This is a genomic window from Micromonospora sp. WMMD737 (assembly GCF_049179055.1).
Classification (GTDB): domain Bacteria; phylum Actinomycetota; class Actinomycetes; order Mycobacteriales; family Micromonosporaceae; genus Micromonospora; species Micromonospora reichwaldensis.
The window spans coordinates 1,869,835-1,894,816 of record NZ_JBMHMH010000001.1 but is presented as its reverse complement, the minus strand read 5'-3'; the positions used below and the strand labels follow the sequence as shown (position 1 = coordinate 1,894,816).

At 75.2% G+C, this 24,982-nt stretch carries 16 protein-coding genes (1 of these 16 cut by a window edge); 12 read left to right on the top strand and 4 right to left on the bottom strand.

Annotated elements, in window-relative coordinates; all coding sequences use genetic code 11:
* Positions 1–51: 51 nt before the first annotated feature.
* The 3 genes from ACN27A_RS07415 to lanM form a co-directional block, all read right to left on the bottom strand.
* Entirely contained in the window at positions 52–2,952 is a 2,901-nt protein-coding gene (locus ACN27A_RS07415; RefSeq protein ID WP_421450644.1) for an ATP-binding protein, read from the bottom strand.
* Positions 2,953–3,035: 83 nt separating this feature from the next.
* Positions 3,036–3,272, bottom strand: coding sequence for a hypothetical protein (locus ACN27A_RS07410; RefSeq protein WP_132240737.1), 237 nt, complete (start codon positions 3,270–3,272; stop codon positions 3,036–3,038).
* An 86-nt stretch (positions 3,273–3,358) separates the two neighbouring features.
* Entirely contained in the window at positions 3,359–6,631 is a 3,273-nt protein-coding gene (gene lanM, locus ACN27A_RS07405; protein WP_421450640.1) for a type 2 lanthipeptide synthetase LanM, read from the bottom strand.
* 307 nt (positions 6,632–6,938) lie between these two features.
* Here lanM and ACN27A_RS07400 point away from each other — a divergent pair, with 307 nt between their 5' ends.
* The 4 genes from ACN27A_RS07400 to ACN27A_RS07385 all read left to right on the top strand — a co-directional run bounded on the left by ACN27A_RS07400 (position 6,939) and on the right by ACN27A_RS07385 (position 10,528).
* Entirely contained in the window at positions 6,939–8,756 is a 1,818-nt protein-coding gene (locus tag ACN27A_RS07400; RefSeq protein WP_421450637.1) for a BTAD domain-containing putative transcriptional regulator, read from the top strand.
* A 145-nt stretch (positions 8,757–8,901) separates the two neighbouring features.
* Positions 8,902–9,276 (top strand): hypothetical protein, encoded by a 375-nt coding sequence (locus ACN27A_RS07395; protein WP_421450634.1) that lies wholly within the window; start codon positions 8,902–8,904, stop codon positions 9,274–9,276.
* On the top strand, positions 9,273–9,785 hold the full coding sequence (locus tag ACN27A_RS07390) for a 3-hydroxyacyl-ACP dehydratase FabZ family protein (RefSeq protein ID WP_421450631.1): 513 nt from the start codon (positions 9,273–9,275) through the stop codon (positions 9,783–9,785). Before ACN27A_RS07395 ends, ACN27A_RS07390 begins: the two co-directional genes overlap by 4 nt.
* Positions 9,782–10,528 carry an SDR family oxidoreductase gene (locus tag ACN27A_RS07385; protein ID WP_132240741.1) on the top strand — a complete coding sequence of 249 codons (747 nt, stop codon included), beginning with the start codon at positions 9,782–9,784 and terminating at the stop codon, positions 10,526–10,528. The genes ACN27A_RS07390 and ACN27A_RS07385 overlap by 4 nt, the downstream gene beginning before the upstream one ends.
* Here the strand turns inward: ACN27A_RS07385 and ACN27A_RS07380 are convergent.
* Positions 10,500–11,336 carry an SDR family NAD(P)-dependent oxidoreductase gene (locus tag ACN27A_RS07380; protein ID WP_421450628.1) on the bottom strand — a complete coding sequence of 279 codons (837 nt, stop codon included), beginning with the start codon at positions 11,334–11,336 and terminating at the stop codon, positions 10,500–10,502. The two genes, ACN27A_RS07385 and ACN27A_RS07380, sit on opposite strands and share 29 nt — an antisense overlap.
* Positions 11,337–11,515: 179 nt before the next feature.
* On the opposite strand from ACN27A_RS07380, the gene ACN27A_RS07375 reads away from it, so the two are divergent.
* The 8 genes from ACN27A_RS07375 to ACN27A_RS07340 all read left to right on the top strand — a co-directional run.
* A complete protein-coding gene (locus tag ACN27A_RS07375; protein WP_132240743.1) occupies positions 11,516–12,472 on the top strand; it encodes a beta-ketoacyl-ACP synthase III in 957 nt (318 codons plus the stop codon).
* Between the two features lie 24 nt (positions 12,473–12,496).
* A complete protein-coding gene (locus ACN27A_RS07370; protein ID WP_132240744.1) occupies positions 12,497–12,736 on the top strand; it encodes an acyl carrier protein in 240 nt (79 codons plus the stop codon).
* The gene (locus ACN27A_RS07365; protein ID WP_421450625.1) at positions 12,733–14,094 is read left to right on the top strand and encodes a condensation domain-containing protein; all 1,362 of its coding nucleotides are present in this window, start codon (positions 12,733–12,735) and stop codon (positions 14,092–14,094) included. Before ACN27A_RS07370 ends, ACN27A_RS07365 begins: the two co-directional genes overlap by 4 nt.
* 97 nt (positions 14,095–14,191) lie before the next feature.
* On the top strand, positions 14,192–15,172 hold the full coding sequence (gene sbnA, locus ACN27A_RS07360) for a 2,3-diaminopropionate biosynthesis protein SbnA (RefSeq protein ID WP_421450623.1): 981 nt from the start codon (positions 14,192–14,194) through the stop codon (positions 15,170–15,172).
* Positions 15,166–16,197 carry a 2,3-diaminopropionate biosynthesis protein SbnB gene (gene sbnB, locus ACN27A_RS07355; RefSeq protein WP_421450621.1) on the top strand — a complete coding sequence of 344 codons (1,032 nt, stop codon included), beginning with the start codon at positions 15,166–15,168 and terminating at the stop codon, positions 16,195–16,197. Before sbnA ends, sbnB begins: the two co-directional genes overlap by 7 nt.
* A complete protein-coding gene (locus ACN27A_RS07350; RefSeq protein WP_121401347.1) occupies positions 16,194–16,400 on the top strand; it encodes an MbtH family protein in 207 nt (68 codons plus the stop codon). The genes sbnB and ACN27A_RS07350 overlap by 4 nt, the downstream gene beginning before the upstream one ends.
* Before the next feature lie 66 nt (positions 16,401–16,466).
* The gene (locus ACN27A_RS07345; RefSeq protein WP_421450618.1) at positions 16,467–21,479 is read left to right on the top strand and encodes an amino acid adenylation domain-containing protein; all 5,013 of its coding nucleotides are present in this window, start codon (positions 16,467–16,469) and stop codon (positions 21,477–21,479) included.
* Positions 21,476–24,982, top strand: the start of a protein-coding gene (locus tag ACN27A_RS07340) for a non-ribosomal peptide synthase/polyketide synthase (protein ID WP_421450617.1). The gene runs 19,905 nt beyond the window's last position; only the first 3,507 of its 23,412 coding nucleotides appear in the window; the start codon lies at positions 21,476–21,478; the stop codon falls past the right edge of the window. Before ACN27A_RS07345 ends, ACN27A_RS07340 begins: the two co-directional genes overlap by 4 nt.

Genomic DNA, 24,982 nt, shown 5'->3' with positions numbered 1-24,982 from the left:
CAGGCGGTCGCGCGTCGGTGCGGGGACCGCCGAGCGGCCGGGGTGGCCGGCTCAGCCGCTCTCCACCTCGGCCGCGTACTCGCTCAGCGCGATCCGGTTCGGCAGGCCCGTCTTGCCGAGCAGGCTGGACACGTGCCGTTCCACCGTGCGCGGGGACAGGTGCAGCCGACCGGCGATCTCCCGGTTGCTCAGCCGCCCGACCAGCAGCCGCAGCACCTCGAACTCCCGCACCGTCACGCCCACCGACCGTAGGCCGGAGGGGATGTCGCCCGCGCCGGAGCGGCGCTGCGTCATGCGTACGCCCGCCTGGCGCAGCAGGGCCCGGCAGGCGCTGGCCACGGCCGGCACGTCGCTGCGGTGGAAGTGCTCCTCGGCGGCGCGCAGCCACTGCACCGGCGTGCCCCACCCGTCGGCGAGGGCCGACTCGCACACCAGCCGCAACGCGAGGTGCCGGCCCATCGCGTACGGCGCCCCGGCCCGCATCGCCTCCGCCGCGGCCTCCGCCGCCTCCTCCGGCCGACCGGACCGCCCGAGCAGCACCGCCTTCGCGAAGAGGGCGAACTGCAGGTCCCAGCGCAGCCTGCTCGCCGAGTCGCCCTGCACCGCCTCGTACGCCGGCCAGCCGGCCTCGCCGGACGTGACCTGGAGCAGCAGGTGCAGGCCGTGCCGGCCGGAGAGGTGGAAGACCGTCGGGCTCTGCGCCTCGGCGTGGAACGCGCGGGCCAGTTCGTCGAGGGCGCGGGGCCGGTCCTCCTCCAGCAGCGCGCAGAAGGCCCTGGCCAGCCCGTGCACGCGGGAGGCGTGCAGGGCCTGGTCGCCGCTCCACCGGCGGAACTCGGCCAGCGCGTGCTCCATCTCCCGGCGCCGCCCCTGGTGCGCCGCGAGCACGGCGCTGACCAGCAGCACGTACTGGGTGGTCTCCAGCAGCTTCAGCCGGGTGGTCGCGGCCAGCACCTGCTGGACGAGGGTGCCCGCGGTGTCGAAGTCGCCCCGCAGCACCGCGTGCAGGGCGAGGCTGGCCTCCGCCTGGTGGCGCGCGGTCACCGCGCCGGCCTGGGAGGCCCGCTCCCGGGCCTGTTCGAGCCGGTCCAGCCGCGCGTCGCGCAGCGCGTCGTCGTTGCCGAGCCGGATCAGTGCGTGGATTTCCCAGATCGGCAGCCGGTGCTGCGCGGCGATCGCCAGGGCCCGTTCCAGGCAGCGGGTCGCCTCCGCCGGATCGCGGTGCCGGATCAACGCGCCGAGCAGCTGCCAGGCCTGGCAGGCCACCACCGGCAGGGGGACGGTCTCGGCGACGGTGGCGGCGCGGCGGGCCAGCGCCTCGGCGGTGGCGAGCTGGTCCTGCCCGGCGGTGTCCAGCACCAGGTGGGCGGCGACGACGTCGACAGGCGCGGTGTCCTCCGCGGCGGCGTCCGGGCCGAGCAGGGCGCGCGCCTGCTCCACCTGGGCCAGCCCCTCGGCCGAGCGGCCGGCGACCGTCGCGGCCCAGGCCAGCCGGGTGTGCAGCTGTGCGCGCCGGCGCGGATCGACGCCACCGATCTGGTCGAGGGTGCTGACCGAGGCGAGCGCCCGCTCGACCAGTCCCGCCTCCGCCAGGGCGTGCAGCAGGGCTTCGAGGGCGGCGGCCCGGGCCACCGGGTTCTCACCGAGCAGGCCGATCGCGCGGTCCAGCAGGGCGACCGCGGTGGTGGCGCCGCCCTGCGCGATCGCCCGCCGGCCCGCCTCGGTGAACAGCCGGCCGGCCGCCTCCGGGTTGTCGGCCTCCAGGTGCAGGGTGGCCGACACCTGGCACCATTCGCCCGGCAGGCCGGGGAAGACCGCCGCCACCGCGTCGGCCATCCGCTGCGCGAGCCGGGCGCGGTCGGCGGGGCCGAGGAGACTGAGCAGCGCCTCCCGGGTCAGCCGGTGCCGGAAGGCGTACCAGTCGGTGAGCTGGTCGTCCACCGTGACCAGCCGCCCGGCGACGTCGCCGCACAGGTGGTCGAGCACGTCGTGGTCGCTCAGCCCGGTGGCCGCCTGTACCACGGCCAGCGGGAACCGCTGGCCCAGCAGCGCGCCCATCGAGAGCAGCTCCCGGGCCTGGGGGCCGAGCTGCTCGACCCCCTGCGCCATGCCCCGCGCCAGGGTGCCCGGCAGGGCGGCGGGCAGTTCCTCGGACAGCCGCCAGCCCTCCGGGCCGCCGATCAGCAGCGCGCCGTCGACCATGCCGGCGACGAGTTCCTCGATCAGGAAGGGGTTGCCGGCACTGCCCGTCGAGACGAGGGCGTGCGCCGCCGCCGGCACCCGCTCCGGGTCGGCGTCGAGGCAGGCGCCGACCATCTGCCGCAGCGCGTCGTCGTCGAGGCGGCCCAGCTCGATGAGGGTGCACTGACCACGTTGGGCGGCCGACCGGGCGATCGTCGACGCCGCGCAGGGCTCCGCCCTGATCGCCCCCAGCAGCAGGGTCGGTTGCAGGGCGAGGTTGTCGATCAGGTACTCCAGCACGGTCAACGTCTCCGTGTCGGCGTCCTGGAGGTCGTCCAGCAGCATCAGGCAACCCCGCCCCGCGCCGGCCACGCCGGTCAGCCGGAGGACGGCCTCGGCGAGGATCACCAGGGACGCGTTCTCCTGGTCGGCCGGCGGCCGGCCCCAGTCGGGGACGAGCCGGCCGAGGATCGGGCCGTACGGCCCGAGCACGGTGGGGTCGACCGGCCCGGACCGCAGCAGCGACAGCAGCGCCTCGGTGAGGGGGCGCAGCGGCACCGCGGTGCCGATCGTGCTGCCCCGGCCCCGCATCACCCGCATGCCCGCCGCGGTGGCCAGCTCCGCCACCCTCGACGCGAGGCGGGACTTGCCGACGCCGCTCTCGCCCACCACGAAGACCGCGCCGCCCCGCCCCGCCCGCGCCGATTCGAGACTGTCCAGCACCGCGCGCAGTTCGGCGTCCCTGCCGATGAACTTCGAGGAGCGGTACACACTGCGCACGCTATCCGAGGAGGCAGGCCTCGCCCAACGCGGTGCTCTCGACGCCGGTCCCCCGAACGGCTACCGTGCCGTCGTCACATCGGCTTCTCGGGGCAGCAGGTCGTCAGAGGCGCGGCGTCCGCCGCCGCGCCGGCGTCACCGACGAGACCGCCGATCACCATGCCCACGGGCACGACCAGGCTGGCGAGGGCCGCCGCGCGGATCCCGAAGGTCACGACGGGCTGCAGCCACATCGCCCCGGCCGGGTCGTCGACGGGCGCCGCGGAGTCGGTCTCGTCGACACGGCACGGGGGGAGCTGGTTCTCGGACAACTGTCATTCCTCCTGTTGGTGACTTCGTGGGTCGTTTCCGGAGCTGGCGGCTCCTCTGGAGATCGTCGTCGGTCGCCCGGCGGTCCTCAACCCGAGCTTCGCGGTTCAGGGGTCGGTTCCAGCAGCAGCACCGACGGCACCGGCCCGGCCCCGGAGAGCCGGAGCAGCCCGTACCCGATGCCGGCGAGGCCGGTGAGCAGACCGGGGGTGGGCACGTTGCCCGGGGTCCCGCAGGACGCCCCGTACCGGTCGACGGCGTCCAGGACCCGGCCGGCACGTCGCCGGGCCGCGCCACCGTCGAGGACAGCCGTCGCCTCCACGACGCCCAGCTCGCCGTGGCAGAGGCTGAGGTCGTCGAGCAGCGGACGGTCGGCGGGCAGGCGTACCGCCTCGTCGGGGGCGAGGGCGTGGTGGGCGAGCGTCAGGCCGGCGGCGCCGCGACACCAGCCGTACCCCGCCGCCCCGTCGCCGGCGGGGGTGCCGGCCCGGCGCAGCGCACGCCGGCCCGCCCGCGCGTACCGGGCGCCACCGGTGCGGGCGTGGCGGCCCAGCGCCCAGCCGATGCCGGCCACCCCGTCGGCGAAGCCCACCCCCGTCGGCAGCTCGTCCCGCTCGATCGCGTCCACGAGCCGGTCGGCCCAGCCCCGGGCGAGTGACGCCGCCGGCGCGTGGCCCAGCTCGGCGTGCACCGCGTCCATGGCGGCGAGACAGCCCGCGCCGCCGTCGGCCCAGGCCACGGCCGCCGAGCCCGCGCTGGCGGCGGCGGCCAGGTCGACCGCCGCGCGGGCCTGCCCGGCGAGCCCGGGGTCGGCGAGCAGGGTGGACAGCCGGGCGAGCCCGTACGCGATGCCGCCGAGGCCGTACAGCCCGCCGGGGCCGATCGCGGCGACCAGGTCCGGGCGCGCGTCGAGCAGCTGGAACAACCCCGGCACCCCGGCGACGGCCCGGTGGGCCAGCTCGGCGTAGCGGGCGGTGCCGGTCACCGCGGCGAGCTGGCCGAGGAAGAGGGCGACCCCGAGGTGCCCGTTCGCCAGCCCGGCCCCCATCGGCAGGACGAGCCACTGCCGGTCGTCGACCAGCTCCAGGCCGAGCCAGTTCACCCGGTCCGCGCCGCTCACGCTCCGGGCCTGGATCTCGTCGGCCAGCGCGCACGCCGCGGCGAGCAGGCGCTCCGGCGACGCGGCGGCGTCCGCGACCGGCCGGGACGTCGGTGCGCCGACGTGCCGGCCGTCGGCCGGGCGCCGGGTCGCCAGCGTCGCCGCGACGATCCACTCCTGGTGCCGCCGGTCGGCCTCGCCGAGCGCCGCGATCTTGCCCAGCGCCGCGTCGAGCCCGCAGCGGGCCAGCGGCACGGGCAGCGGCTCGCCGCCCCCGCCGCCCCCGGCGACCCGGGCGGTCCGGCTGCCCGGAGTGCCCTCGAACAGCGGGACGTCGCCCGCCCACAGCGCGGCGGTCTCGTGCCGGGGGAACTGGGCGAGGAAGGGGTGTCCGGCCACGCTGGACCAGAGGACGCCGAACGCGCGGTCCCGCTCCAGCGCGTCGCCGAGCACGTCCGGGTGGGTGGTCTCGGTGAGCAGGGTGTGGTACGCCGACGTGGGCCGGGCGACCAGCCGTACCGGGACGTCGGCGCACGACGCGACGAGTTCGGTGAACTCCCGGCGGTGCGCCCGGATCGTCTCGTACGCCTGCCGGAACCCCGCCCGCAGCGCGGGCTCGTGGGCGCCGGGATCGACCAGGGCGTCGCCGACGCGGGGTCGGTTGCGGCCGCCGGCGAAGTCGACGGCCCGCCGGGTCAGCCGCATCCGGTCGGTGCCCGGGTCGGCCCAGTCGAGCGCGCTGACGGGCGCGGTCCCGCCCCGGTCGCCGCCGACGCCGGACAGGTCCATCGCCCCCTGGTCGCCCACGACGATCACCGGTATCAGGCCGGTCCGGTGCACCGAGGCGGTCAGCAGGTCCGCGGCCGGGTCGCCGGTGCCCACCGGCTCGCCCAGCGCGGGGTGGAAGAGCGTCTCGGTGTCCACCACGACCGGTGTGTCGCCGGCGGCGATCAGGTTCTCGTAGTGCATGTCCGTGGCGTGCAGGGCGTGCAGCAGCGCGACCAGGGCGCCCTGCCGGCGGTAGAACCCGTCCGCCTGCCCCGGGTGGCGCAGCGCCGTCGCGTCGACGTACTCCGACCAGCCGTAGCCCGGCCGCGTCAGGGCGGCGACCCCGCGCAGCCCCAGCCCCGGTGCCTGCTGCTCCAGCCAGTCGACGAACGCGGTGAAGCGGACCTGGGAGGTTAGGTCGCGCGGCTTGTAGACGACGCGTCGGCCGTCCGCGAAGCGCAGCACGCTTGTCGTGCGGCCACCGGTGTGGGCGTCGCCCAGGTTGCTGCCGACCGCGACCAGCGGGCCGGGGTCGTCGCCGCCGAGCAGGGTGCCCACCAGGTCGTCGCGGTCGGCGACGAACCGGGTCAGGAGTTCGAGCCCGGACCGGGCGGCCGCCGTGCCGGCCTGCGCCAGCAGGCGGGCCAGCACGGGATAGCGGTCGACCAGCTCGGCCAGCCCGGCGGGGTCGCAGAGCTGGGCCACGAAGTCGGCGAAGCGGGCCCGGCCGTCGGCGCCGGCGAGCCGGCCGGCCGCCCGGCGTCGGTGCAGCTCCGAGACCAGCGTGCGGGCCGCGACGGCGAGCAGGCGGCGACCCAGTGCGGCGGCGAACTGGTCGGTGAGGGCGGCCAGGTCGACCGTTCTCTCCGTCGCGATCCGCCGGGCCCCGCCGAGGAACCGGTCGGTGGCGACGTCCACGAACGGTCGCAGGGGTGCGGTGAGGGCGGCCCGCCAGTCCGCCTCCCCGGCCGGCCGCCGCGGCACGGCCGCGGCGGCCAGGGCCGCCTCGACGGTCTCCGCCCACGCCGGGCGGGTCGTCCTGGCGGCGAGCGCGGCCCGGTCCTCGGCCAGCAGGTCGCGCAGCGCCGCCTCGTCCAGGCCGACCTCGGCGAGCCGCGCCCCGAGGCCCGGCCCGTGCCCGTCGCGCCACCGGGCCAGCCGCCGGCCGGCGGCGTCCGCGCCGTCGGCGTTTCCGGCGCCGTCAGTGTTGCCTGTGCCGTCTGCGCCGCCCATGCTGTCCGTGCCGTCAGGGCCGCGGGTGGCCGTGCCGGCTGCGCCGCGCGTGGGGCCGGCGGCGCCCGTGCCGTCCGCGGTGTCCGTGCGGTCCGTGCCGGCCGCGTCGTGCGGGGCGCCGGCGGGGCGTCGGCCGGGCGCGCCGACGGCCAGGCCCGGCGCGCGTTCGTGCAGCGCGAGCCCCGAGGCCCACCAGTGCGGGGCCAGCCGTACGCCGGAGCAGGCGTGATCGGTGGCGCCGGCCAGGGGAGTCGAGGTCACCGTTGCACGGTGCCAGAGCGGGGCGCGGAGTTCATGAGTGGAAACTACTCACATTCCTGCCCCGTTGCTGGCCACGCCGGTGCGCGCGGGCCCGCCCAGGTCAGCGGCCGGCGCGACCGGCCGGGCCGGCGGCGGCTCCTCGCTCCACGTGCGAACCACCCCATCCTAGTCACGATCGGTGATCAATTGAACGGTCAGCGTGACGCCGGCGGGAAATTGAGTGCCGCCCACGCATGTGGACGCTGCCGGCGCCGATGAGTCTTCGGGCGACTGTTCTACCCGGGGCGGCGTGATGAACGGAGCCAGGATGGAGTTTCGGGTACTCGGGCCGGTGGGGGCCTGGAAGGGTGACTCGGAGGTGGCGCTGGACGGTGCGAAGCAGCGCACCGTGCTCGCGGCGTTGCTGCTCGCCGGGGGGCGTACCGTGCCGGACACCCGGCTGTGCGAGCTGCTCTGGGGGGAGCGCCCGCCGGCCACCTTCGCCGCCCAGCTCTACAACTACGTCTCGCGGCTGCGCAAGTACCTCGGGGCCGAGGTGGACATCGTCCGGCAGTGGTCGGGCTACCAGATCCGGACCGGCGCCGCCCGGCTCGATCTCGACGAGTTCGAGCGCCTGGCCGAGGCAGGTCGGGAGGCACTGCGCGACGGGCGGTACGCCGAGGCCGCCGAGCGGCTGCACGCCGCCATGTCGCTGTGGCGCGGCCCCGCGCTGTCCAACGTGACGGAACACCTCGTGACGGCCGAGTCGCACCGGATGGCGGAGCTGCGGATGGCGGTCCTGGAGAGCCGGATCGAAGCCGACCTGCGGCTGGGACGCCACGTCCGGCTGGTCCCTGAGATCACCCAGCTCGTCGCCGAGCACCCGCTGCACGAGGGGCTGCGGGGCCACCTGATGACCGCTCTGCTGCACTGCGACCGGCAGGCCGACGCGCTGGCCGCCTACCACGAGGGCCGCCGGGTGCTCGCCGACGAACTGGGCGTCGACCCGGGGCCGCTGCTCACCGAGGCGTACCGGTCGATCCTCGCCGGCCCGCCGGCCCCAGCGGTAGTCGCGGAGCCGAGCTGGCACGGCGTGCGGCCCGCGATGCTCCCGCCCGGCGTCGGTGACTTCGCCGGCCGGGAGGAGGAGCTCACCGGGCTGCTCCGGGTGCTGACCGCCGAGCCGAGGGCCTGCCCGCCGGTCGCCGTGGTCACCGGGATGGCCGGCGTCGGCAAGAGCACGCTCGCCCTGCACGCGGCGCATCTCACCCGGACCGCCTTCCCCGACGGCCAGCTCTACGCCGACCTCGGCCGCGCGAGCGGCAACCCCGTCGAGCCGTACGACGTGCTCGGCTGGTTCCTGCGCAGCCTCGGCCACGCCGAGTCGGCGATCCCGAAGGGGCTCGACGAGCGGGTCCGGCTCTACCGCAGCCAGCTCGCCGGCCGGCGGCTGCTGGTCATGCTCGACGGCACCGCGGGCTACGCGCAGGTGAGCCCGCTGCTGCCCGGCGACCCCGGCTGTCAGGTCATCGTCACCAGCCGGCTGCGCATGCCCGAGCTGGCCGGCGCCACGTCGATCGAGGTCGGCACCCTCGACCGGCAGCAGGCACTCGCGCTGCTCGGTCGGATCATCGGGGCGCAGCGGGTCGCCGAGGAGGCCGACGCGGCCGGCCGGATCGTCGAGCTGTGCGGTCGGCTCTCGCTCGGCGTCCGGGTCGCCGGATCCCGACTGCTGGCGCGCCCGCACTGGTCGCTCGGGTACCTGGCGGACCGGCTCGCCGACGAGCGGTACCGGCTGGACGAGCTCCGGCTGGGCTCGATGGACGTCCGGGAGCGGCTGGACAGCAGCTACCACCAGTTGGCCGACCTGGGCCAGCTCGCCCTGCGCCGGCTGGCGCTGCTGCGCACGCCGGCCTTCCCCAGCTGGTGCACCGCCGAGGTGCTGGGCGTGTCCCGGCACGCCGGCGAGGAGGTGGGGGAGAACCTGGTCGACGCCCGGCTGCTGGAGATCGTCGAGTCCGACGGCGGCCGGCGGCAGCGGTTCCGCTTCCACGACCTCGTGCGCGTCTTCGCCCGGGAGAAGGCCGACCAGGCCGACCGGGTGCTGGTGGCGGGCGCCGGGGCGCTGAGCGCGGTGGGGAACTGACCCGACGCCGGTCCCGACCCTCTCGGCCGCGCCCGGAGCCGGGGCGCGGCCGGCGCGCGCCCCTGCCCGCCGTGACCAGCGCCGCCGGGCGCGCGGCGGGCCGGGACAGTAGAGAAGATATAGCCGCTGGGCCCATGGTGGCCTGGTGAACGCCCTGACATCGGCCGACTGCGCGACGGCCGTTCCCATCGACGTGGAGCACGTCGCATCCGACACGATCGTGGCCAGGATCCGCCCCGACCTCGGCGATCCGGTCTTCGCCGGCCACTACCCGGGATTTCCGTTGCTGCCCGGGGTCCACATCTTCGAGTTCGTGCACCGGGCGGTCCGCGCCGCGGCCCCCGAGCTGACGCTGGCCGAGATCGTCAGCTGCCGTTTCCTGCTGCCCTTCCGGGGCGACGACGAACTCGTCGTGACCATCCGCCGCAGCGGCGACCTGTGGCGGGGCGAGGTCGCCGCCGCCGCAGTGCCGGTCGCCGAGGTGCTGCTGCGCTACGCGAGCGAGGAGTGCGCACCATGATGGGGATCGAGGAGATCAGGCGGATCATTCCGCACCGGCCGCCGATGCTGCTGGTCGACCGGGTCACCGAGCTGGTGCCCCGGCGGCGGCTGGTGGGCTCGCTGACCGTCACCGGTGACCGGCCGCTGCCGATGTCGCTGCTGCTGGAGTCCTGGGGGCAGGCGGCGCTCGTGCTCATCCGGCACGACCGGCCGATGCCGGACGTGCTGACCGACGGCGTGCCGGTGGCCGGGGTCTTCGAGCGCATCCGGTTCGGCCGGCCGGTGCTGCCGGGGGAGACGGTGGAGCACCACGTCACCATGACCCGGCTGGTCGCCGACACCGCCTTCGTCACCGGCGAGAGCGTCGTCGGGTCCACCGTGGTGCTGCGGGTGGGCCGCCTGGTCGGTGCGATGCGGTCGGTGGAGTCCCTGCGCGCGTCCCTCGACGCGGCGACCCGGGAGCCCCACGCGGTGGCCCCCGCGCAGCCGGCCGAGCCGGCCCCGGTGGCTTCCGGGGCGGCGCGGTGAGCGCCGGCGGGCGGCCCGTCGCCCTGGTCACCGGCGGCTCCCGGGGGATCGGCCGGGCGGTGGTGCTGCGGCTGGTCCGCGACGGCTACGACGTGGCCATGTGCTACCAGTCCAGCAAGGACGCCGCCGACGAGGTCGTCGCGGAGGCGGCCGGAGACGGCGGGCGCGTGCTGGCGTTGGCGGTCGACGTCGCCGACCCCGCCGCGGTGCGGAACTTCGTGTCGACCACCGAGCGGGAGCTGGGCGACCCCGAGGCGGTGGTCACCGTCGCGGGGATCATCCGGGACCGGCCGCTGGCCCTGATGGCCGACGCCGACTGGCGCTCCGTGATGGAGGTGAACCTCGACGGCACCTACCACGTCTGCCGCGCGGTGGTCCGCCGGATGATGCGCCGGCGCAGGGGGTCGATCGTCACGGTCTCCTCGGTGTCCGGGGTGGCCGGCAACGCGATGCAGACGAACTACTCCGCCTCCAAGGCCGGGATCATCGGCTTCACCAAGGCGCTGGCCAAGGAGGTCGGCCGGTACGACATCCGGGCGAACGTGGTGGCGCCCGGCTACGTCGACACGGACATGATCGCCGCCCTCTCCGACGAGCTGGGCGCGATCGCCCGGGACCGGGTGGCCCTGGGCCGGCTCGGGCGCAGCGAGGAGATCGCCGACGTGGTGGCGTTCCTGCTCTCCTCCCGGGCGTCCTACCTGACCGGTCAGGTGGTCACCGTGGACGGCGGCCTGTCGATGTGACCGGCCGCCGGCCACGGCCGGCGGCCGGCCTCGGGTACCACGGTCCGAGCAGCCGGGTCAGGATCTCGGTGCGGTAGGCGTCCGCCCCGACCAGGATCCGGGCCCGGTTGCGGGCCACCCCGCGCAGGATGGCGCGGGCGGCCTGCTCCGCCGTGACGTCCACTGAGCGCTCGAAGTGCTCCCGGACCGCCTGGTAGTCGCGCAACCCGTCGTTGCGGGCGTTGCGCATGATGTTCGTCCTGATCCGGCCGGGATGCACGCAGCTCACCCCGACCGGCACCCCGTCGGCCCGCAGCTCCTGCGCCACCGCCTCCGTGAAGCCCCGGACGGCGAACTTGGCGGCGTTGTACCCGCTCTGCATCGGCGCACCGGCCAGCCCCAGCACGCTGGAGACGTTGACCAGGTGACCCCGCGAGGCCGCCAGCAGCGGCAGGAACGCCCGGGTGCCGTGCACGACTCCCCAGAAGTCGACGTTCATGACCCATTCGAGGTCTTCCCACGTGCCGTCGGAGACCGAGGCGAGCAGGGTCACCCCGGCGTTGTTGACGACCAGGTCGGCGCGGCCGAAGTCGCCCTCGACCCGCTCGGCGTGCGCCAGCACCGCGGCCCGGTCCGTCACGTCCAACCGGTATCCGCGCACCTGGCCGTCGCGGCCCGCGCAGCGCCGTACGGTCTCCCGAAGTCCCTCGTCGTCCACGTCGGAGACGGCGAGCCGGGCGCCCCGGGCGGTCAGCTCGACGGCGAGCGCGCGGCCGATGCCCGAGCCGGCGCCGGTGACCACCGCCACCCTGTCAGTGAAGTCTCTCATCCTGGACCTTCTCGCTCGGCCTTCGGGCCTCGGCGGTCCGTGCCCGGGGCAGACTTCCGCCGCCGGCTATGGCATTCCTATGCCGCGTCGATATGTAGAGAAGCTATGAGGCGGCTGCCCGAGCCTTTCTCCCGGCAGTCCTCGACACGGCTGCCGGCCGGGTTGACGAAGGGAGAACGATGTCGAGCATCTTCGGTTCGGCGATCACCGGGCTCGGCGCCTATCGGCCCACCCGCGTGGTCACCAACCCGGACATCGCACTGCGTACGGACGTGACGACGGAGTGGATCGAGGAGCGCACGGGCATCAAGACCCGGCACGCCGCCGGTCCCGGGGAGACCGTGCCGATGATGTCGGCCGAGGCCGGCGCGAAGGCGCTGGCGATGGCGAACGTCGACCCCTCCGAGGTCGACCTGCTCATCCTGGCCACCGCCACCAAGCGGGACCGGATCCCGGGCGGCGCGCCGGAGGTCGCACACCGGATCGGCATCCCCGCCACCGGCGCCTTCGACCTGAACGCCGCCTGCGCGGGCTTCGCCTACTCGGTGTCGGTCGCGTCGAACGCGGTCCGGCTCGGCGAGGCGCGCAATGTGCTGGTCGTCGGCGCCGAGCACCTCACCGAGTTCATCGACCCCGAGGACCCGGCGACGTACGTCATCTTCGGCGACGGCGCGGGCGCGGCGGTGATCTCCCGCTCCGGGACCGAGGGCATCGGCCCGGTGGTGTGGGGCAGCGACGGCCGGCGGGCCCCGATCCTCGGCACCAAGTGGGCCAAGGACGGCAAGGAGTACGCCTCGATGAACGGGCCGCTGGTCTACCGGTGGTCCACCAAGAACATCCCCCCGGTCGCCCGGGAGGCCTGCGCCCGCGCCGGGATCGACCTGTCGGAGATCGACTGGTTCGTGCCGCACCAGGCGAACCTGCGGATCATCGAGCAGCTCGCCGAGATCCTGGAGATCCCCGAGGAGAAGGTAGCCCGCGATGTGATCGACACGGGGAACACCTCGGCGGCCTCGGTGCCGCTCGCGCTGAGCCGGCTGCACGAGAGCGGCCGTACCAAGCCCGGCGACAAGGCGCTGCTGCTCGGCTTCGGCGCCGGCCTCGCCTACGCCGGTCAGATCGTCCGGATGCCCTGAACACCCTCCCGAAAGGACACTGACATGACCGTTGACCAGGTGGCCGCCGACGTCGAGCAGCTGACCCGCAAGCTGATGACCGAGGAGCCGGACCGGCCGATCTCCGCCGACGACACCTTCGTGGACCTCGGCCTCGACTCGCTCAAGCTGGTCGACCTGCTCGGCGCCGCCGAGATGCACTTCGACATCGAGGTGCCGGACGAGGAGGTCGGCAACTTCGTCCGGGTCCGGGACCTCACCGACTTCGTGCTCGGCGCCAAGTGAACGCCGGCGACGGGGACGCCCGGGAGCTGTCCGTCGGTCAGGCCGCGCAGTGGGCGCTGTACCGACTCGCGCCCGAGAGCTCGACCAGCAACGTGGTGACGGCCGTGCTCGCCGAGCCGGTCCTCGACACCGACGTGCTGCGGGCCGCCCTCGTCGCCGTCCAGGCTCGGCACGACCTGCTCCGGTCCCGGTTCGCCGAGACCGGGGCAGGACCGGTGCGGCTCGTCGACCCGGTCGGCTCGGGCACGATCGAGGTCCGCGACGTCGGCGACGTGGACGACGAAACCCTGCGTACGCTCATCCACGCCGTCGGCGAGCAGCCGCTCCGGCTCGAACAGGACGGCCCCCTGCGGGCGGTGCTGCTGCGGCGGGGCACGGACTGCGCGCTGGTGCTGGTCATCCACCACATCGCCACCGACGGGCTCTCCCAGTACCTGATCTGGCGGGACCTCGGCGACGCGTACCGGGCCGGTCGGGGCGGGGACACGGTGGACTGGCCGACGCGGCCCAGCTACGACGAGTTCGTCGCCCGCGAGCAGGTCATGCTGGCCGGGCCCCGGCGCGCCGAGTTGGCCGAGCACTGGGCCCGCACCTGTGCCGGCGCCACCGCCGCCACCCTGCCCACCGACCGGCCGCGCTCCGCCACCCGCTCGTACCGGGGCGCGTCCGTGGCCCGGATGCTGCCGGACGACATCTCCCGGCAGGTACGCGCCACGGCCGCCACCCTGGCGGTGACCCCGTTCGCGGTCCTGCTCGGCGTCTTCGAGGCGCTGCTGCACCGGTGCACCGGGCAGGGCGAGTTCACCATCGGCTGCCCGGTCTCGCTGCGGCGGGGGCGGGCGCTGCGGGAGGTCGTCGGGATGCTGGTGAACCCGGTCGTGCTGCGGTCGTCGTTCACCCCGGGCACCACGTTCGGGGCGGCGATCGCCGCCGCGGGACGCCAGCTCTCGGACGGCGTGGCACGCGCCGCCTACCCGTTCCCCCTGGTCCAGGCCGCCCGCCGGGACCGGGACCCGCTGGTACGGGTCACCATCACGCTGCTCACCCGGCAGCACGGCGACACCCTGTCGGACACCAGCAACGGATTCGTCGGGCACCGGGTCCGCCAGCTGGTGGTGCCGTACGACGAGGGGCAGTTCGACCTCGCCGTGACGGTGCACCAGCTGCCCGACCTGGCCCTGCGTACCGAGTTCAACTACGACCGGGACCTGCTCGACCGCGCCACCGTCGAGCGGCTCTTCGACCAGTACCTGGCCCTGCTCGGCGCGGCCTGCGCCGACCCGGCCGCGACGGTGGCCGACGCCCGCCTGGCCGGCGACGTCGACGAGCGGATGCTGCTCGAACTCGGCATGAGCTGAGCACCCCGGTCATCCGGCGCCCGTCGTCGACGGGTGCCGCACAGCGCCCGCACGGCGGTTGCGGGCGACCTTCCGTCAGCCCGGAGAGGGGGTTGAAATGGATCAGGGAATTCTCTCCACGGTCGGCAACACGCCCCTGGTGCGCCTGGACCGGTTGTTTCCCGAATTTCCCGTCCGGGCGTACGCGAAACTCGAACAGTTCAATCCGGGCGGGAGCATCAAGGACCGGGCCGCGCTGAACATGCTGCGCGGAAAGATCGAATCCGGCGAACTGGTGCCGGGACGGTCCGTGGTGGTGGAGTCCAGCTCCGGCAACCTCGCCATCGGCCTGGCCCAGATCTGCGCGTACTTCGGGATCCGCTTCATCTGCGTGGTGGACCCGAAGACCACCCGGCAGAACCTGGCGGTGCTGGCCGCGTACCAGGCCGAGATCGACATGATCGAGCACCCCGACCCGGTGACCGGCGAATATCTCGCGGTCCGGCGCCGCCGGGTGCGCGAGCTGGTGGAGACCGTGCCCGGCGCCTACCGCCCGGACCAGTACACCAACCCGCTCAACGCCCGCGCCCAGCGGCAGACCATGGCCGAGATCATGACCGAGCTGGACGGCCGGGTCGACTACCTGTTCTGCTCCACCGGCACCTGCGGCACCCTGGTCGGCTGCGCCGACTACCTGCGCGAGAACGGCCACCGCACCCGGATCGTCGCGGTCGACGCCGTCGGCAGCGCGATCTTCGGCCACCCGCCCGCGCCCCGGTTGATCCCCGGGCACGGCGCCTCGGTGGTGCCGCCGCTGGCCGCCAACGCCCGGCCGGACGAGGTGCTGCACGTCTCCGACCTCGACTGCGTGGTCGGCTGCCGGTTGCTGGCGGTCCGGGAGGCCATCCTCGCCGGCGGTTCCTCCGGGGCGACGGTGGCCGCGCTGCGGCGCCGGATGGCGGACCTGCCCGCCGGGAGCACCAGCGTCCTGATCTTCCCGGACAACGGCGACCGCTACCTCGACACCATCTACTCCGATCGCTGGGTGACCGAACAGTTCGGCGAGGTCAGCCACCTGTGGAAGGGCGAAAAATGCTGATCATCGGCCATGCCGTGGTCCGGGACGTGCTCGACGGCGACGAGGCCCGGGTCATCGACCTCGTCCGGCAGGCGTACCTCCTGCACGAGCAGGGCCGCACCAGCGTGCCGCACTCGGTCTTCCTGCGCTTCCCCGACGACGCCCGCAACCGGATCATCGGGCTGCCCGCCTACCTGGGCGCCGACCCGCCGGCCGCCGGCATGAAGTGGATCTCCTCGTTCCCGGCGAACATCGAGCGCGGCCTGGACCGCGCCAGCGCCGCCATCGTGCTGAACTCGCTGGAGACCGGCCAGCCCGAGGCGGTGATCGAGGGATCGGTCGTCTCCGCCCGGCGCACCGCGGCCGGCGCGGCCCTCGCCGCGCAGCTGCTGACCGCCGAGCGCCGCCCGGACGGCCTGGCGCTGATCGGCTGCGGGCTGATCAACGAGCAGGTGCTGCGCTTCCTGACGGTGGCCCTGACCCCGCCGGCCTCGCTGGTGCTGCACGACACCGACCCGCGCCGGGCCGAGGCGTTCGCCGCCCGCGCGGCGGCCCTGCTGCCGGCCACCACGATCAGCGTGGCGGCGAGCGCCGAGCAGGCCCTGGCCGCCCACCGGCTGGTCTCGATAGCCACCACCGCCAGCGAACCCCACCTGGGGCTGACCGCCTGCCAGCCGGGGACCGTGGTGCTGCACCTGTCGCTGCGGGACCTGCACCCCGAGGCGATCCTGTCGGCCCGCAACGTCGTCGACGACCCCGACCACGTGTGCCGCGAGCGCACCTCGCTGCACCTCACCGAGCAGCTCACCGGTGGCCGGGACTTCATCCACGCCACCATCGGCCAGCTCGCCGGCGGTGCGGCGCTGCCCCCGGGCGACGGACCGGTGGTGGTCTCGCCGTTCGGGCTGGGCGTGCTGGACATCGCCCTGGCCGAACACGTCCGCCGCACGGCGGCCGAGCGGGGCCTCGGCGTGCGGATCGACGACTTCACACCCGTACCGGCCGCCGCCGTGGCGACCGCGCGACCCACGAGGGAGAGAACATGAGCGACGACGACCGCAGCTACCTGGTGGTGCTCAACGACGAGGAGCAGTACTCGATCTGGTGGAGCGACCGGGCGCTGCCGGCCGGCTGGCGGGCCGAGGGCACCGAGGGCACCCGGGACGAGTGCCTCAGCCGGATCAACGAGCTCTGGACCGACATGCGGCCGAAGAGCCTGCGCCTGCGCATGGACGGCGCGTCCGTCTGACGGGCCCCCGGCAGGCGTGACCCCCGGCCGTCCGCGATCGACCCCCCATCCCGGAGGAGCACCCCGATGAGCACCCCTCTGTCCACCCTGCCGGCCGCCGGAGCGGGCACGGTCGGTCCCGTCGTCCTGCCGGACCTGATCGCCCGCCAGGCCGCGGCGACGCCCGACGCGACCGCGGTGCTCGCCGGCGACGTACGGGTCGGCTACGCCGAACTCGACCGGCGCGCCAACCAGCTCGCCCGGCACCTGGTCGGGCTGGGCGTCGGTCCGGAGTCGACGGTCGGCGTGTACCTGCGCCGGGGGGTCGACCTGGTGGTCGCCCTGCTCGGGGTGTGGCGGGCCGGCGGCGCGTACCTGCCGCTGGACCCGGCGCACCCGGTGGACCGGCGCCGGTGGATCGTCGCCGACACCGGGGTGGACGTCGTGCTCACCCAGACCGACCTGCGCGACGACGCCCTGGCCGGGCCGTCGCACGTGGTCTGCCTGGACGCCGACCGGGCGCGGATCGCGGCCGGACCGGACACCGCGCCACCGGTCCGCATCGACCCCGACAACGCGGCGTACGTCATCTACACCTCCGGGTCGACCGGCCGGCCCAAGGGCGTGGTCGTCACCCACGGGGCCATCGGCAACCGGGTGGCCTGGACGGTCCGGCAGCACGGCCTGTCGCCGGCGGACCGGGTGTTGCAGAAGACCGCGGTGAGCTTCGACGCGGCCGGCTGGGAGTTCTTCGCCCCGCTGATCTGCGGGGCGACGGTGGCGCTCGCGCCGGATGGTGCCGAGCGCGACCCGGCGGCCCTGGTGGCGGCGGTCGTCCGGTCCCAGGCGACCGTGCTCCAGGGCGTGCCGTCGGTGCTGCAACTGGTGACGGAGGAGCCGGACTGGCCGAGGTGCACCTCGCTGCGGCTGGTCTTCTCCGCCGGCGAGCCGCTGCACGCCGAGCTGTGCCAGCGGCTGGCGGTGGCGCCCGGGACGCGGGTCTGGAACACCTACGGCCCGACCGAGTGCGCCATCGACGTGACCGCCCAGCAGGTCGACCTCGCCCAGCGCACCGGGCCGGTGCCGATCGGCCGGCCGCTGGAGAACCTCCGCCTCCAGGTGCTGGACGCGAACCGCCGGCCGGTGCCGATCGGCGTGGTCGGCGACCTCTACGTGGGCGGGGCCGGGCTCGGCCGCGGGTACCTCCACCGGCCCGACCTGACCGCGGAGCGGTTCGTGCCGGACGAGTACGGGCCGCCCGGCGCGCGGCTCTACCGCACCGGCGACCAGGTCCGGTGGCGCTCGGACCGGAGCCTGGAGTTCGTCGGCCGCGCCGACGACCAGCTCAAGATCAATGGGGTACGCATCGAGCCGGGCGAGGTGGAGGCCGCCCTGGCCGCCCACCCGGACGTCCGGCGGGCGGTCGTCGTCGGCTTCGCCGAGCCCGGCGGCAGCCCCCGGCTGGCCGCGTACGTCGCCAGCCGACGCCCCCTGGGCAGCACGGAGCTGCGGGCCTTCCTGACCGACCGGCTGCCCGACGCCCTGGTGCCGGCCGTGTTCGTCCCGGTGGCGGAGTTCCCGCTGACCACCGGCGGGAAGGTCGACCGGGCCGCGCTGCCGCCCGTCGAGAGCACCGACCGCACGGCCTACCTGGCCCCGCGCACCGACGCCGAGCGCCTGGTCGCCCGGCTCTGGCAGGAGCTGCTCGACGTCGACCGGGTGGGGGTGCACGACGACCTCTTCCAGCTCGGCGGGTCGTCGCTGGTGACCGTCCGCCTCGCCAGCCGCCTCGCCGCCGAGTCCGGCGTGCGCGTCGAGCTGAGGGAGCTGCTCGCCGCGAGCACCGTCGAGGCGCAGGCCGCCCTGCTGACCGACGGCGACCCCGCGACGCCGGCGGTGGTCCCGGTGCCCCGCACCGGCGTGTTGCCGCTCTCCCCGGCCCAGCGGCGGCTGTGGCTGCTGGACCAGCTGCACCCGGGCAGCCCCGAGTGGGTGGTGCCGCTCTACCTGCGCCTGCCCGGCTCGCTGACCCCCGACACCGTACGGGCGGCGCTGACCGCGCTCGAGGCCCGGCACGAGGCGCTGCGCACCCGCTACCTGACCCACGACGGCGAGCCGCACCAGCGCATTGACCCGCCCGGCCCTGTCGACCTCGCGATCCGCGACGCGACCGAGGCCCCGCTCGTCGACCTCGTCGACGCGCAGCTCGGCCAGGGCTTCGACCTGCGCACCGGGCCGCTGTGGCGGGCCACCCTGGTCACCTCGGCCGGGGCGGACCACCTGCTGCTGGTGGCGCTGCACCACATCGCCTCCGACGCGACCACCGCCGGGGTCCTGGAGCGGGACCTGCGGGAACTCTGCGCGGCCGGCGCCGCCGGCCGGGAGCCCGACCTGCCGGAGCTGACGGTGCACTACGCCGACTACGCGGCCTGGCAGCGCCGGTACCTCACCGACGACCGGGTCGAGCGCGAACTCGGCTTCTGGCGCGAGCACCTGGCGGGGGTGCCCGAGCTGACCCTCCCGCTGGACCGGCCCCGGCCGGCCGAGCGCGACCCGCGCGGGGCGCACGTCGAGTTCGAGGTGCCGGCGCAGCTCGCGGAGCAGCTGACCGCGCTGGGCCGGCGCTGCTCGGCGACCCCGTTCATGACCATGCTGGCGGGCTTCGCCACGCTGCTGGCCCGCTACAGCGGGCAGTGGGACGTCGCCGTCGGCGCGCCCACCTCCGGTCGACGCCCCGCCGAGGCGGAACAGATCGCCGGGGTCTTCCTCAACCCCGTGGTGGTGCGCTGCACCCTGGACCCGGCCGCCCCCTTCGAGGCGGCCCTGCGGGCCGTGCGCTCCCGGACCCTGGCCGCCCTCGCCCACCAGGACCTGCCCTTCGAGCGGGTGGTCGACGACCTCGTCGACACCCGCGACCTCTCCCGCACCCCGCTCTACCAGGTGATGCTCAACGCCCAGGAGGGCGGCATCACCGGCCAGTCGACCGACGACGAGGCCCTGCTGGACGCCCTGCGCCGGGCGGCCCGGATCGCCAAGACCGACCTCACGATGCACGTCTGGCCCCGCCCCGACGGCACCCTGGCCGGCAGCCTGGAGTACGCCACCGCCCTGTTCGACGAGCCGACCGTGCGGCGGATGGCCGAGCACTTCGTCCGGCTGTTGGCCGCGGCGGTGGCCGAGCCGGGCACCCCGCTCGACGACCTCGACCTGCTCTCGCCGGGCGAGCGCCATGTGCTCCTGCACGAGGTGCACGGGCCCACCGTGCCCCGCTCCGCCGCGACCGTCTGCGACCTCTTCGAGGCCCAGCGGCACCGCACGCCGGACGCGGTGGCGCTGCGGCACGGCGACCTCACCACCACCTACGCCGCGTTGGACGACCGGGCCAACCAGTTCGCCCACCACCTGCGGCGCTCGGGCGTCGCCCGGGGCGCGGTGGTGGCCGTGCTGCTGGACCGGGGCGTCGACCTGGTCGCGGCGATCCTCGGCGCCTGGAAGGCGGGCGCGGCCGTGCTGCCGCTCGACCCGTCGTACCCCGCCGAGCGGATCGGGCACATGCTCGCCACCGCCGACGTGGAGCTGGGCGTCACCCAGGCGGCGTACGCGCCCAGGTTCACCGTGCCGACCCTGCACGTGGACACCCACCGGCTGATGGTCTGCGCCGGCCCCACCCACCGGCCGGACCGGGACACCGACCCGGAGGAGACGGCCTACGTGCTGTTCACCTCCGGCTCGACCGGCCGCCCCAAGGGCGTGGCGCTGCCGCACCGGGCGGTGTCCAACTTCCTCGCCTGCGCCGTCGAGACCGAGGCCCGGGGCGACCGGGGGCCGCGCGGGGGACGGGGCGACGGCGCGCCGCTGTTCACCACCATCGCCTTCGACCTGTCCATCCCCAACCTGTTCAGCCCGCTGGTCTCGGGTCAGTCGGTGACCCTGCTCCCCGCCGCCCTCGACATCGCCGAGCTGGGCGGCCTGCTCGTCAAGGCCGGCCCGTTCGACCGGTTCATCATGACCCCGCCGCACCTGGAACTGCTCACCGAGCAGCTCGACGACGAGCAGGCGGGTCAGCTCTCCGGCCTGATCTGGACGGCCGGCGCGGCGCTGCGCAAGGAGATCGCCAACCGGTGGCTGGACCGGCTCGGGCCGGGTGGCCTCACCAACAGCTACGGGCCGACCGAGACCACCGTCATCATGACGGCCCACCCGGTGCGCACGCCGCAGACGACCGACATCGTGCCGATCGGCCGGGCGATGGCGAACACCACCGTCCGGGTGCTCGACGACGTGCTGCGGCTGCTGCCGCTCGGGGTCGTCGGCGAGCTGTACATCGGCGGGGAGTGCCTGGCCACCGGGTACGCCGGCCGGCCGGACCTGACCGCGGAGAAGTTCGTGCCCGACCCGTACGGGCCGCCGGGCAGCCGGCTGTACCGCAGCGGGGACCTGGTCCGGATGCGCCCGGACGGGGTGATGGACTTCGTCGGCCGGGTCGACGACCAGGTGAAGGTGCGCGGCTACCGCATCGAACTCGGCGAGATCCGCGCCGTCGTCGAGGAGCACCCCGGGGTGACCCGGTGCGCGGTCATCGTTCACGAGGAGCGGCTGGTCGCCTTCCACCGGGGCGAGGCGCCCGACCTGGCCGCGCACTGCGCCCGGCTGCTGCCCGACTACATGACGCCGAGCCTGCTCGTGCCGGTGGCCGAGATCCCGCTCAACGCCAACGGCAAGGTGGACCGCGCCGCCCTGCTCGGCCTGCTCTCCGACGCCGTGTCGACCGGCGTCGCCGGCACCGGGGACGGCCTCGTCGCGCCGCGCACGGTCGTCGAGGAACGCCTCTGCGCGCTCTGGAGCGACCTGCTGGGCGTGCCCGTCGGCGTGCGGCACAACTTCTTCGCCATGGGCGGGCACTCCGTGCTGGCGGGCCGGCTGGTCGCCGGCCTCCAGGAGGAGTTCGACCTCGACGTGTCGCTCCGGCTCGTCTTCGAGCACCCGACCGTCGAGGCGATGGCGGGCGCGGTGGAGGACCTCATCCGGGCCGAGGTGGACGCGCTTTCCGACGCCGACCTGACCGAAGACCTGCGGCAGACCAAGGAGCACCAGGCATGACCTCGACCGCGAACCAGCCCAACCTGCGCGAGTCGCTCGTCCAACGCCGGCTGGCGGGCCGGGCCGCCGGTCGACGGGCCGGGATCCCGACCGTCGACCGCTCGGGCGACCTGCCGCTCTCCTTCGGTCAGCAGCAGATGTGGTTCCTCAACCGGCTGGACCCCACCAGCCCGGAGTACCTGGTCTCCTCGGCGCTGCGGCTGCGCGGCCCGCTGGACCGGGCCGCGCTGGCCCGGGCGTGGGACGCCCTGATCGCCCGGCACGAGATCCTGCGCACCCGGTACGCGATGGCCGACCTGACGCCGGTGCAGGTCGTCGACGAACCCCGCCCGCAGGAGCTGCCGCTGGTCGACCTGACCACCGTGCCGGCGGCGGAGCGGGAGGACCGGGCCACCACGCTGATGACCGAGCTGGCCGCCACCGGCTTCGACCTGGCCACCGAGTGGCCGGTACGGGCGACGCTGCTGCGCCTGGCCGAGGCCGAGCACCTGCTGGTGCTGGTGATCCACCACATCGCCTGCGACGCGCCCTCCACGGCGGTGCTCCTCGGCGACCTGGGCGAGCTGTACGGCGCGTACGTCCGGGGCGAGTCCTCGCCGCTGGCGCCGCCGGCCGTGCAGTTCGCCGACTTCGCGGCGTGGCAGCGCGACCGGCTGCGCGGCGAACCGCTGGAGCGGCACCTGGAGCACTGGCGCGACCGCCTCGCCGGCATCGCCCCGCTGGAGCTGCCGGCCGACCGGCCCCGGCCCCGCGTGCGTGACTGGCGGGGCGCCTCGGTGCCGTTCGCGCTCTCCGCCGACCTCTCCGCCGCGCTGCGCGAGATCGCCCGTGGCGCGGAGACCACCCTCTTCGTCACCCTGCTCACCGCCTTCCAGGCGCTGCTGGCGCGCTACACCGGCCGCACCGACATCCCCGTGGGCAGCGTGACGTCCGTGCGCGACCGCGCCGAGCTGCGCAACCTGGTCGGGTACGGGATCGACAACCTCGTCCTGCGGGGCAGCTGGACGGGGGACCCCACCTTCGCCGACCTGCTGCGCGGCACCCGCGCCACGGTGCGCGACGCCTTCGCCCACGCCGACGTGCCGTTCGCGCTGCTGGTCGACGAGTTCGAACCAGAGCGGGACCTGTCCCGCACGCCGCTCTACCAGGTCGCCTTCACCCTGGGCGACGACGCTCCCGGCGGCACCTGGCCGGCGGGCCTCGCCGCCGAGACGCTCTGGCTGCCCACCCGGGTCGCCAAGGTCGACCTGCAACTGCACGTCGTCGAGGGCGCCGACGGCCGGCTGCGCGGGCACCTGGAGTACGCGACCGCGCTGTTCGACGACGCCACCGTGCGGCGGATGGCCGACCACCTCGGCCGGCTGCTGGAGCACGTCGGGGCCGACCCGCACGCCCGGATCTCCGCGCTGCGGCTCCTCGACGACGCGGAACTGGCGGCGGCCACGCCCGCCCCGGCCCGCCCCGCCACGCCGGTGACCGGCACCGTGCACGGCGTCTTCGCCGCCACCGCCGCCGCCCACCCCGCCGCGACCGCCGTCGTGGACGGCGCGCGACGCTGGACGTACGCCGAACTGGACGCCGCCGCGAACCGGCTGGCGCACCACCTGCGGGCCCTCGGCGCCGGCCCGGAGCGGCTGGTGGCGGTCTGCCTGGACCGCCGCGCGGAGCTGGTCTCCACCCTGCTGGGCGTGCTGAAGTCCGGGTCGGCGTACCTGCCGGTGGAGCCCGGCGTCCCCGCCGACCGGCTCGACTTCATGCTCACCGACGCGGGCGCGCGGATCGTGGTGACCACCGAGGCCCACCGGGCGCGGTTCGCCGACTTCGACGGCGCCGTGGTGGTGCTGGACGACCCCGGGCACGCCGGGGAGATCGCTGGGCGCCCCGGCGCCGACCCGGGCGTCGCCGTCGACCCCGAGAACCTGATCTACGTCATCTACACCTCCGGGTCGACCGGCCGCCCCAAGGGCGTCTTCCTCACCCACGCCAACGTGCTGCGCCTGACGACCGTGGCGCAGGACGAGCTGAACTTCGGCCCCGCCGACGTGTGGCCGCTGTTCCACTCGTACGCCTTCGACGTGTCGGTGTGGGAACTGTGGGGCGCGCTGCTGCACGGCGGCCGGCTGGTGATCGTGCCCCGCGAGGTCACCCGTTCCCCCGGCGACCTGCTCGACCTGCTGGTCGAGGAGCAGGTCACCGTGCTCAACCAGACCCCGACGGCCTTCCGCGGCCTGGTGGGGCTGGCCCGCGACGGCGACCCCCGCATCGACCGGCTCGCGCTGCGCGCGGTCATCTTCGCCGGCGAGAAGCTGGAGTACGGCGACCTCGGCCCCTGGGTGGCCCGGCGCGGGCTGGCCGCGCCCCGGCTGCTGAACCTCTACGGGATCACCGAGATCACCGTGCACGCCACCTACTACGAGGTGCGCCCCGACGACCTGGCCGGCACCGCCAACCCGGTCGGCGTGCCGCTGGCAGACCTGAGCATCCACCTGCTCGACCCGTACGGCAACCCGGTCCCGGTCGGCGTCACCGGCGAGATCCACGTCGGCGGGCCCGGCGTGGCCCGGGGCTACCTGAACCGGCCCGAGCTGACCGCCCAGCGGTTCGTGCCCGACCCGTTCGGCCCGCCCGGCGCCCGCCTGTACCGCAGCGGCGACCTGGCCCGCCGGCGCGCCGACGGCAGCCTGGAGTTCGTCGGCCGCATCGACGACCAGGTGAAGATCCGGGGCTACCGGGTCGAGCTGGGCGAGATCGAGGCCGCCATCTCGGCCCTGCCCGGGGTGCGCGAGGCCGTGGTCGTCGTCCGCGAGGACACCCCCGGCGACCGGCGGCTGGTGGCGTACTCGGTCGTCGACGACCAGGCGGAGCTGCCCCGGCCGGGACAGGTGCGCGCGGCGCTGGCCCGCACCCTGCCCGAGTACATGATCCCGTCGGCGTTCGTCCCGCTGGCCCGGCTGCCGCTGACCGTCAACGGCAAGCTCGACAAGCGAGCCCTGCCGGCGCCCGACCGGGCCGTCACCGCCACCGACCGGCCTTACCTGGCGCCGCGTACCGAGGTGGAGGAGCGGCTCGCCGCGATCTGGGCGGAACTGCTCGGCCTGGAGCGGGTCGGCGTCGAGGACGGCTTCTTCGACGTCGGCGGCGACTCGATCCGCGCCGTGGCGCTCGCCGCCGCCATCCGGGCCGCCGGCTTCGACGTGCAGGTGCGCGACCTCTTCGAGCGCCGCAGCATCGCCGAGCTGGCGGAATTCCTCACCGGACGCCCCGCGCCGGCCGCGCCGGAGCCGGCCGTCGCGCCGTTCGCGCTGATCTCCGAGACCGACCGGGCCGCGCTGCCCGACGGCGTCGTCGACGCGTACCCCTGCACCCAGGTGCAGCTCGGCATGCTCGCGGAGATGCTCGCCGACGAGCACAACCACTACCTCAACGCCACCACCTACCGCATCCCCGACGCCGGCGAGTTCTCGCTCGACGCGTTCCGGGAGGCCGCCGCGCTGCTGGTGCGG